The sequence below is a fragment of the Micromonospora sicca genome, assembly GCF_003172935.1.
Lineage (GTDB): Bacteria > Actinomycetota > Actinomycetes > Mycobacteriales > Micromonosporaceae > Micromonospora > Micromonospora sicca.
In genome coordinates this window covers 1-7,823 of the sequence record NZ_QGKS01000397.1, presented here as the reverse complement: position 1 = coordinate 7,823, position 7,823 = coordinate 1, and the positions used below count along the sequence as shown (strand labels likewise).

General features: G+C 74.8%; 8 protein-coding genes and 2 pseudogenes. 8 read left to right on the top strand and 2 right to left on the bottom strand.

All coding sequences use genetic code 11. The features are described 5' to 3' along the window. Window positions 1-105: 105 nt before the first annotated feature. Window positions 106-408 (bottom strand): annotated as a pseudogene (locus DKT69_RS31100) (DUF4291 family protein); the annotation flags it as partial. 94 nt (window positions 409-502) lie between these two features. Between DKT69_RS31100 and DKT69_RS31095 the strand changes: the two are divergent. Continuing rightward, window positions 503-997: a type II toxin-antitoxin system PemK/MazF family toxin gene (locus DKT69_RS31095; RefSeq protein ID WP_109804998.1), complete on the top strand. Its 495-nt coding sequence runs from the start codon at window positions 503-505 to the stop codon at window positions 995-997. A 97-nt stretch (window positions 998-1,094) separates the two neighbouring features. Continuing rightward, complete coding sequence (locus DKT69_RS31090) at window positions 1,095-2,123, top strand: phosphotransferase enzyme family protein (RefSeq protein ID WP_201749952.1); 1,029 nt, start codon at window positions 1,095-1,097, stop codon at window positions 2,121-2,123. Between the two features lie 8 nt (window positions 2,124-2,131). On the opposite strand, the gene DKT69_RS31085 is transcribed toward DKT69_RS31090, so the two are convergent. After that, window positions 2,132-2,782 carry a GGDEF domain-containing protein gene (locus DKT69_RS31085; RefSeq protein WP_109804997.1) on the bottom strand — a complete coding sequence of 217 codons (651 nt, stop codon included), beginning with the start codon at window positions 2,780-2,782 and terminating at the stop codon, window positions 2,132-2,134. 266 nt (window positions 2,783-3,048) lie between these two features. Here DKT69_RS31085 and DKT69_RS31080 point away from each other — a divergent pair, with 266 nt between their 5' ends. The 6 genes and pseudogenes from DKT69_RS31080 to DKT69_RS40280 all read left to right on the top strand — a co-directional run. Continuing rightward, complete coding sequence (locus tag DKT69_RS31080) at window positions 3,049-3,315, top strand: DUF397 domain-containing protein (RefSeq protein ID WP_109804996.1); 267 nt, start codon at window positions 3,049-3,051, stop codon at window positions 3,313-3,315. 113 nt (window positions 3,316-3,428) lie between these two features. Next, window positions 3,429-4,310: a Sco1979 family transcriptional regulator gene (locus tag DKT69_RS31075; protein ID WP_375373579.1), complete on the top strand. Its 882-nt coding sequence runs from the start codon at window positions 3,429-3,431 to the stop codon at window positions 4,308-4,310. A gap of 97 nt (window positions 4,311-4,407) precedes the next feature. Continuing rightward, the gene (locus DKT69_RS31070; protein ID WP_109804994.1) at window positions 4,408-5,463 is read left to right on the top strand and encodes a LacI family DNA-binding transcriptional regulator; all 1,056 of its coding nucleotides are present in this window, start codon (window positions 4,408-4,410) and stop codon (window positions 5,461-5,463) included. An 11-nt stretch (window positions 5,464-5,474) separates the two neighbouring features. Further along, window positions 5,475-5,678, top strand: coding sequence for a hypothetical protein (locus DKT69_RS31065; protein ID WP_109804993.1), 204 nt, complete (start codon window positions 5,475-5,477; stop codon window positions 5,676-5,678). Window positions 5,679-5,811: 133 nt separating this feature from the next. Further along, a complete protein-coding gene (locus DKT69_RS31060; RefSeq protein WP_109804992.1) occupies window positions 5,812-7,266 on the top strand; it encodes a serine/threonine-protein kinase in 1,455 nt (484 codons plus the stop codon). 128 nt (window positions 7,267-7,394) lie between these two features. Further along, window positions 7,395-7,823, top strand: a pseudogene (locus DKT69_RS40280) (DedA family protein); the annotation flags it as partial.

The window sequence follows — 7,823 nt, the reverse complement described above, 5'->3', positions numbered from 1 at the left end:
CGTAAGACCTGCACCCGCAGGCGGGGCAGCGGGCCGTGAAGCGTCTAGACCGGTTCATCCGGTCAACGTCGCCCGGCAACGGACGACTGCCAATCATGAGTCACGTTTGCTCACTGAAAGGTAACGGTCGAAGCCGCTGGCGCAGGCGTGCGCCAGCGGCCACTCGAAGCCGGCCCGGGTGATCTCCACGGCCAGCACCCGCTCCTGCCCGGGCTTCCGCGTCCAGCCGCAGCGGTACATCATCCAGCGGAACGACGGCTTGATCCAGGTCATCCGCTCCCGCTTGAACGGCGGCACGAACCGGCCGGCGGCGAGCGCCGCCTCGACGATCTCCGGCGGGTACGCCTGGTAAACGGTGATGCTGTCGGCGGTGAAGGTGGCCCGGACCTGCCGGGCGGGAACGGTCACCCGGCGATCGTCGCCGACGCCTCCGCCGTATCTCCACCGCATTTCGCCGGGCGGCGGCCAGCGGGTCCCCGGCCCGGAGGATAGGCTGCCGGCCGTGGCAGGTCTGTTGAGGAATGTGGCGTCGCGGCTCGGCCGGATGACCGGGGGTACGGCGACGCCGACCCGGACGCCGGGTCCGATCCCGGCCCAGGTCGCGCGGCGCCGCCAGGTGGCCGCGCTGCAGCGTCGCCAGCTCGCGTACGCCCCGGAGCTGGACGGGCAGGCCGACCCGGGGGAGATCGTCTGGACCTGGGTCCCGTACGAGGACGACCCCCGCCAGGGCAAGGACCGCCCGGTGCTGGTGGTGGGCCGGCAGAGCCGCACGCTGTTCGGGCTGATGCTCTCCAGCCAGAGTGAACGGGATGGCCAGCGGCACTGGCTGGCGCTCGGGCCGGGCGCCTGGGACCGGGACAACCGCCCGAGCTGGGTACGCCTCGACCGGGTCCTCACCATGCGGGAGGACAGCATCCGGCGCGAGGGCGCGGTGCTGGACCGGCCTCGCTTCGACCGGGTGGGCCAGGCCCTGCGCGCTGGCTACGGCTGGCGCTGACGGGCGGGGAAACCGCTCGCGACGACGGGTGCGCCGTGGCTGGCGCTGACCGGCGAAACCGCTCGCGGTGACGGGTGAGCGGTGGCACGGTGATCCGGTGACGGGTGAGCTGACGATCGCCGGGGACGACCGACTGGCCGGCTGGGTGGCGGAGGACTTCGGTCTCGCCCTCGTCGCCGCCGAGTTGGTGCCGTACGGCGCGGATGACACGGCGCGGCTGTGGCGGGCCACCGACGCCGACGGTGCCCAGTGGGCGGTCAAGCTGAGCGGCGGCGGCAGCCCGGCGGGCCTGCGCGTCACGGCCCACCTGGCGGCGCGGGGCGTGCCGGGCATCGTGGCCCCGTTGACCACGCGGGACGGCCGGCTCTGGAGCGTCCACGGGGGGCGCCGGCTCTCCGTGGTGCCGTGGCTGACCGCCGATCGGGCGCTGGACGGCGGGATGGGCGTCGCGCACTGGCGGGCGTACGGCGAGGTGCTGGCCGCGACGCACGCGGTCGCACCCACCGATGAGCTGGCGGCGCTGCTGCCCTGGGAGGACCACACCCACGCGGCGGTCGGCGTGGCCGCCCGGGCCACCGACCGTCGGCTGCGGGCGGTGGACGGCTCGGCCGACCGGTGGACCCGGGAGGTGGCGGCCCGTTGGCGGACGGCCGCCGACGACGTGTCGACCCTGCTCGACCGGGTGGACCGGCTCGGCGCGGAGCTGCGGGAGCGGCCGGCGGACCTGGTGGTCTGCCACGGCGATCCGCACCTGGGCAACCTGCTGCTCGACCCGGACGGGCGGGTCTGGCTGATCGACTGGGACGACGCGGTGCTCGCGCCGCGGGAACGCGACTTGATGTTCGTGCTCGGCGGCGTGCTGGCGTTCGCGCCGGTGACCCCGGCCCAGCAGGCCGCGTTCTTCGCCGGCTACGGCCCGGTGGATCCGGATCCGGTCCGGCTGGCCTACCACCTGGGCGTGCGCGCCCTCGACGACATCGGGAGCTGGGCGCGGGACGCGGCCGACACGGACCGGCCGGAGGCCGAGCGGGTCCGTGCGCTGAAGATCGTGGACGGGCTGTTGTCCCCGGTCGGGCTGTTCACCCTGGCCCGCGGGGCGCTGCGCGACCTGGGCCGGTGGGACTGATCAGCCGGTCAGCGCTCGGCGAGGTGCGGGGTGTCCACGAGCTGCCGGGCCGGCCGGGCCGCGGCCACGCTCTTCGCCTGGTACATCGCCGCGTCCGCGCGGCGGAGCGCCTCGGCGAGCTGGGTCGGCCCGTGCACCGGGGCGAGGCCGACGGACGCGGTCACCTGCACGGTGCGGCTGCCGAGCGGGATCGGCGCGGCGAGCGCGTCGCAGAGTCGCCGGCTGGCGTGCTCGATCCACCGCCGGTCCACGGTGGGGCTGACCAGCAGCCCGGCGAACTCGTCGCCGCCGAGCCGGGCGACCGGGTTGTCGCCGGCGAAGGCGGCCAGCCGTTGGGCCACGCTGATCAGCACCTGGTCACCGGCGGCGTGCCCGTACCGGTCGTTGACCTGCTTGAAGTCGTCGAGGTCGAGCACCACGGCGATCAGCGGGTTGCCGCCGGCGCCGGTGAGCAGGGTCGCGGCCAGCCGGTAGAAGGCGCGTCGGTTGGGCAGCCCGGTCAGTGGGTCATGGCTGGCGGCGTGCCGTTCGGCGGCCAGTTCGGCCTGCAGGAGCTGGATCTCCGCCTCCGCCCGCAGCGCCCGGCGGCGCAGTTGCCAGGCGGAGACCAGGGCGCCAGCGGCGGAGACACCGGACGCGACGGTCATCGGATCCGGCACGCACCCTCCTTCGCCACAGCCGTCGGTCGCCTCCTGGCGGTGCCTCTGCCGCTCGTCGCCGACGCGGTTTTCCGCTGGTCCGCGCAGAGAGCGGGGTGACCCACAGTGAACGGATGAGTACACCGCACGTGCGTTATCATGCTCGCTGTCCAGTGCAGATGCAATAGCAGATGCACGTGCATCATCGTCCTCTGTCGACACCCCGCCCCGTCGCCACCACCGCTCCTCCCGCGGCATCGGCTGGCTCTTGCACAGGAAGACGCCCCATGCAGCAGCCCCAGAACGGCGTACCCATCACTCAGCTGCCGCCGCTGCGGTGGCAGAAGAGTCGTCGCAGCAACCCGAGCGGGAACTGCGTCGAGCTGGCCGAACTCCCGGACGGCGCCGGCATCGCGATGCGGAACTCCCGGCACCCGGAGGGCCCGGCGCTGATCTACACGGTGGACGAGATCGCCGCCTTCGTGCTCGGCGCCCGGGACGGGGACTTCGACCACCTGATCGCCGGCCCCGCGTCCCGCTGCTGCCGGGACTGATCCGGCCGTCCGGAGGAGCCCACCTCACTGTCGGTCCATGGCATGCTTACACGTCGGCCGGACTGGGGCGTCCGGTCGGCGAGTGTCGGCATGCGAAGGACGACCACGTGACGATGGTTCCCCGCGAGGACGGCCCGGCCACCGGCCCGACCGTGCTGCGCATGCTGCTCGGAGCGCAGCTGCGGCGGCTCCGCGAGGGCGCCGGGGTCACCCGCGAGGGCGCCGGCTGGGAGATCCGGTCCTCCGAATCGAAGATCAGCCGGATGGAGCTCGGCCGGGTCGGCTTCAAGGAGCGGGACGTCGCCGACCTGCTCACCCTCTACGGCGTCTCGGCGACCGACGAGCGCGCGGTGCTGCTCAAGCTGGCCCGCGACGCGAACAGCCCCGGCTGGTGGCACCGGTACGGCGACGTGCTGCCCACCTGGTTCCAGTCCTACCTGGGGCTGGAGGCCGCCGCCGCGCTGATCCGGACGTACGAGGTCCAGTTCGTTCCCGGCCTGCTGCAGACCCCCGAGTACGCGCGCGCCGTCATCCTGCTCGGCCACCGCGGCGCCGCGCCGGAGGAGGTCGAGCGGCGGGTGGGCCTGCGGATGGCGCGCCAGGAGCTGCTGCGCCGGACGCACCCTCCCCAGCTCTGGGCGGTCGTCGACGAGGCCGTCCTGCGCCGGCCGATCGGCGGGCCGGAGGTGATGCGCGGCCAGTTGGACGCGTTGGTCGAGGCGACGGCCTCGCCGCACGTCCGGCTCCAGATTGTGCCCTTCGCCGCCGGCGGGCATGCCGCCGCCGGGGGCGCCTTCACCATCCTGCGCTTCGGCGACCAGGACCTGCCGGACATCGTCTACATCGAGCAGTTGACCAGCGCGATCTACCTGGACAAGCGCGAGGACCTCGACTACTACGCCCTGGCCATGGAGCGGCTCTGCGTGGAGGCCGAGCCGCCGGAGCGAACCCCCGAGCTGCTCGGCCGGATCGCCGACGAGCTGTACCGGCGCTGACCGTTCCCGGATCATCCGGCCCGGCATTGACGTCCCTTCCCACGTGCGGGTAACCTCTGGATCGATCCAGACTGAATCGATCCAGAAGGGCGTCGCGGTGAAGCCGACCCTGCAGGACGTGGCGAATGCCGTGGGCGTGTCCCGCAGCACCGTCTCCAACGCCTACAGCCGCCCTGACCAGCTCTCGGCCGCCCTCCGGCACCGGATCCTCGACGCCGCCCGGCAGCTCGGCTACCCCGGGCCCAACCCGACCGCCCGGTCGCTGCGCCGCGGCTTCGTCGGCGCGATCGGCGTGCTGTTCACCTCCCAGCTGTCGTACGCCTTCACCGACCCCTTCGCGGTGCGCTTCCTGGCCGGGCTCAGCGGCGCGGCCGAGCGGCACGGCGCCGCCCTGCTGCTGGTCCCGCTGCCCGCGGACCCGGCGCTCGCCCGCACCGCGGTGGAGAACGCCGCCGTCGACGGTTTCTGCGTCTACTGCGCCGGCGACGAGGAGTGGGCGCTCGAAGCCATCCGCGGCCGGGCCCTGCCCTACGTCACCACCGCCGTCGCCGAGGCGGCCCACCCGGCGCACCGCTACGTCGGCATCGACGAGCGGGCCGCCGCCCGCACCGTCGCCGAGCACGTGGCCGCCCTCGGTCATCGGCGGGTGGCCCTCCTCGGCGACACCGTGCTGCCCGACACCCCACCCGGACCGCTGCGGCTGGCCGGCCCGGGGGACGTCCCGCACCCCACCACCCGCGGCCGGCTCGCCGGCTTCGCCGACGCGTTCGCCGCCGTCGGGGTCGACTGGTCCGCGCTCACCGTGCTCAACGCCACCGGCAACAGCCGCGCCGCCGGCGCCGCCGCGGTGGCCGCCACGCTCACCGGCGACGCCCCGCCCACCGCGGTGCTGGCCTGCTCCGACGTGCTCGCCCTCGGAGTGCTCGACACGCTCGCCGAGGCCGGTCACCGCCTTCCGCACCCCGTCTCCGTCACCGGCTTCGACGACATCGCCGAGGCCGCCGCGGCCGGGCTCACCACCATGCGGCAGCCGGCCGAGGAGAAGGGGCGGATCGCCGCCGAACTCCTCCTGGAGCCCCCGGCCGACCCGGCCGCCGGCCACGTCCTGCTCCGCACCGACCTCATCGTCCGTACCTCCACCGGTCCCGCCTGAAGGAGCCGACCATGGAACAGTCCACCGGTTTCGTCCTCGCCGTCGACGCCGTGACCCGGCACGTCAACTCGGCCCGGCCCGACGCGCCGGTCCGCCCGGACCGCCCCCGCCCGGCCCGGCTGACGCCCACCCGGCTGGCCGCCGCCGGCGCGCTGCGCCGGCTCGCCGACCTGATGGAGCCCCGGCCGGCGCCGGTGCCGCCCGCCTGCTCCTGAATCCCGTCACCGGCGCCGCCCGGGTGGTCGGGGCCACCCGGGCACCCCCCGGATCACCCCACCGACGGCTATCCGGTGCCGAACCGGGCACCGGGTTGGGAGCGGCGGCGGTCGGCAGGCAGACTGGAGCACCATGTCGCCGTTCACGCCCACGCTGCGGCTGCACGATCGGTACGTCCTGCGCGAGTGCATCGGCCTCGGCGGGATGTCCGAGGTGTGGCGCGCAGACGACGAGGTGCTGCACCGCCCCGTCGCGGTCAAGGCACTCTCGACCGAGCTCGCCGCCGACCCGCAGCAGCGCGCCACCATCCAGCGCGAGGCCCGGGCCGCGGCCCGGCTCACCCACCCGAACATCACCCAGGTGTACGACTACGGCGAGGCAACCCTGCCCGACGGGTCGGTGGTGCCGTACCTGGTGATGGAACTGGTGGAGGGGCGCAACCTGTCCGACCGGCTGGCCGCCGGCCCGCTCGCCTGGCCGGAGGCCGTCCGGGTGGCCGGTCAGGTCGCCGCCGCCCTCGCGGCCGCGCACCGGATCGGCGTGGTGCACCGAGACGTCAAGCCCGGCAACGTGATGCTCACCGAGACCGGCGCCAAGGTGCTCGACTTCGGCATCGCCACGCTGGCCGGGCCACGCCACCCGCTCGCCGGCCAGACCGGCGAGCTGATGATGGGGACCCCCGCCTACTTCGCTCCGGAGCGGATGACGCCCGGCCCGGCCAACCCGGCCAGCGACGTCTACGCCCTCGGCGCCCTGCTCTACCGCACCGTCACCGGGCGGGCCCCGCTGCCCGTGCAAACCTGGGAGGACGTGCTCGACGTGCAGGCCCGGCGCCCCCCGGTGCCGCCGCTGCGCGTCCCCGGGCTGCCCGCCGACATCGCCGAACTCACCCTGGCCTGCCTGTCGCCGGATCCGGCCCGCCGGCCCACCGCGGCCCAGCTCGCCACCCGGTTCGGCGCCGGCCACCCCGCCGACCCGCCGACCGCCATCCTGCCCACGGTGACCCGGCACGAGCAGCCGCCGACCCTGATCGAGCGGGCGCCGGCCGCCGTCCGCCCGGTGCCACCGGTGGCGCCGCAACGGCCGGCGACCCCGTCCAACCGGCTGCTCGGCGTGCTGGTCGCCGCCGGTCTCGCGCTGCTGCTCGGCCTGGTCGGCATGCTCGCGCTCAACGGCGGCTCCGAGAACCCGCCGGCCGCCGACCGGACCACCGCGGCCCCGGTCGAGGAATCCACCGCGGAGTCGTCCAGCCCGCCCGAGCCGGCCACCTCCGCGCCCTCCTCCGACCCGACGACCCAGCCGGCGCCGGTCACCCTGCGCCAGCTCGAGGCCGCGTTCGCCGACGTGCTCGCCGAGGCGGAGGCGCGGGGCCAGGTCGACCCGAAGACCGCCGAGGACCTGCGGGAGAAGGCCGCCGAACTGGACCGGGGCAAGCCCAAGGACCGCGCCAAGCGGATCGCCGACCTGCGCGAACGCGTCGCCGAGGCGGTCGACGACGAGCGAATCGACGCCGACACCGCCGCCCGGCTGGAGGAGCTGCTGACCGCGTACGCGCAGCTGCGGGGTGGCCGCGGCAACGAGGGCTGAGCCGGCTCAGCCGAGGCGTACCGTTGCCGCCCAGCCGGACCCGGGCCGCAGCATCCGCGCGCACTGTCGTTCCCGGCACCCGGACCGATTCCATGGTCGACCGTCGGAACGTACCGTAACTTTGTCGGATGATCGGAACCGCGCAGCTCGCCCTCGTCCCCGCTGCCGCCGCCCCGAGGGCCGCGGAGCCGGCCTCCGAGGGGCCGGTCGGCTGGGTCACCGGACTGGTCGAACGCCTCGGCGGCCCCGGCGCCGGGCTCGCCGTCGCGCTGGAGAACCTCTTCCCGCCCATCCCCAGCGAAGTGATCCTGCCGCTGGCCGGATTCGCCGCCAGCCAGGGACGGATGAGCGTCTCTGGTTCCCTATGCGATCCTCGGCAAGCCGGACATCCGGCCGGCACTACCGCTCCGGTCGGTGATCGGGGTGGCGTGCACGTGGCGGTGGAAGCCGTGGCCGAGGGCTGCCCCGCGGACCCGGTGAGGGCGTCGCGGGGTGGTGGTGGGAACCGTGTGCGGCACCTGGCTGACCGGCCCTTTCGGGTTGGTCTCCTGGGGTGT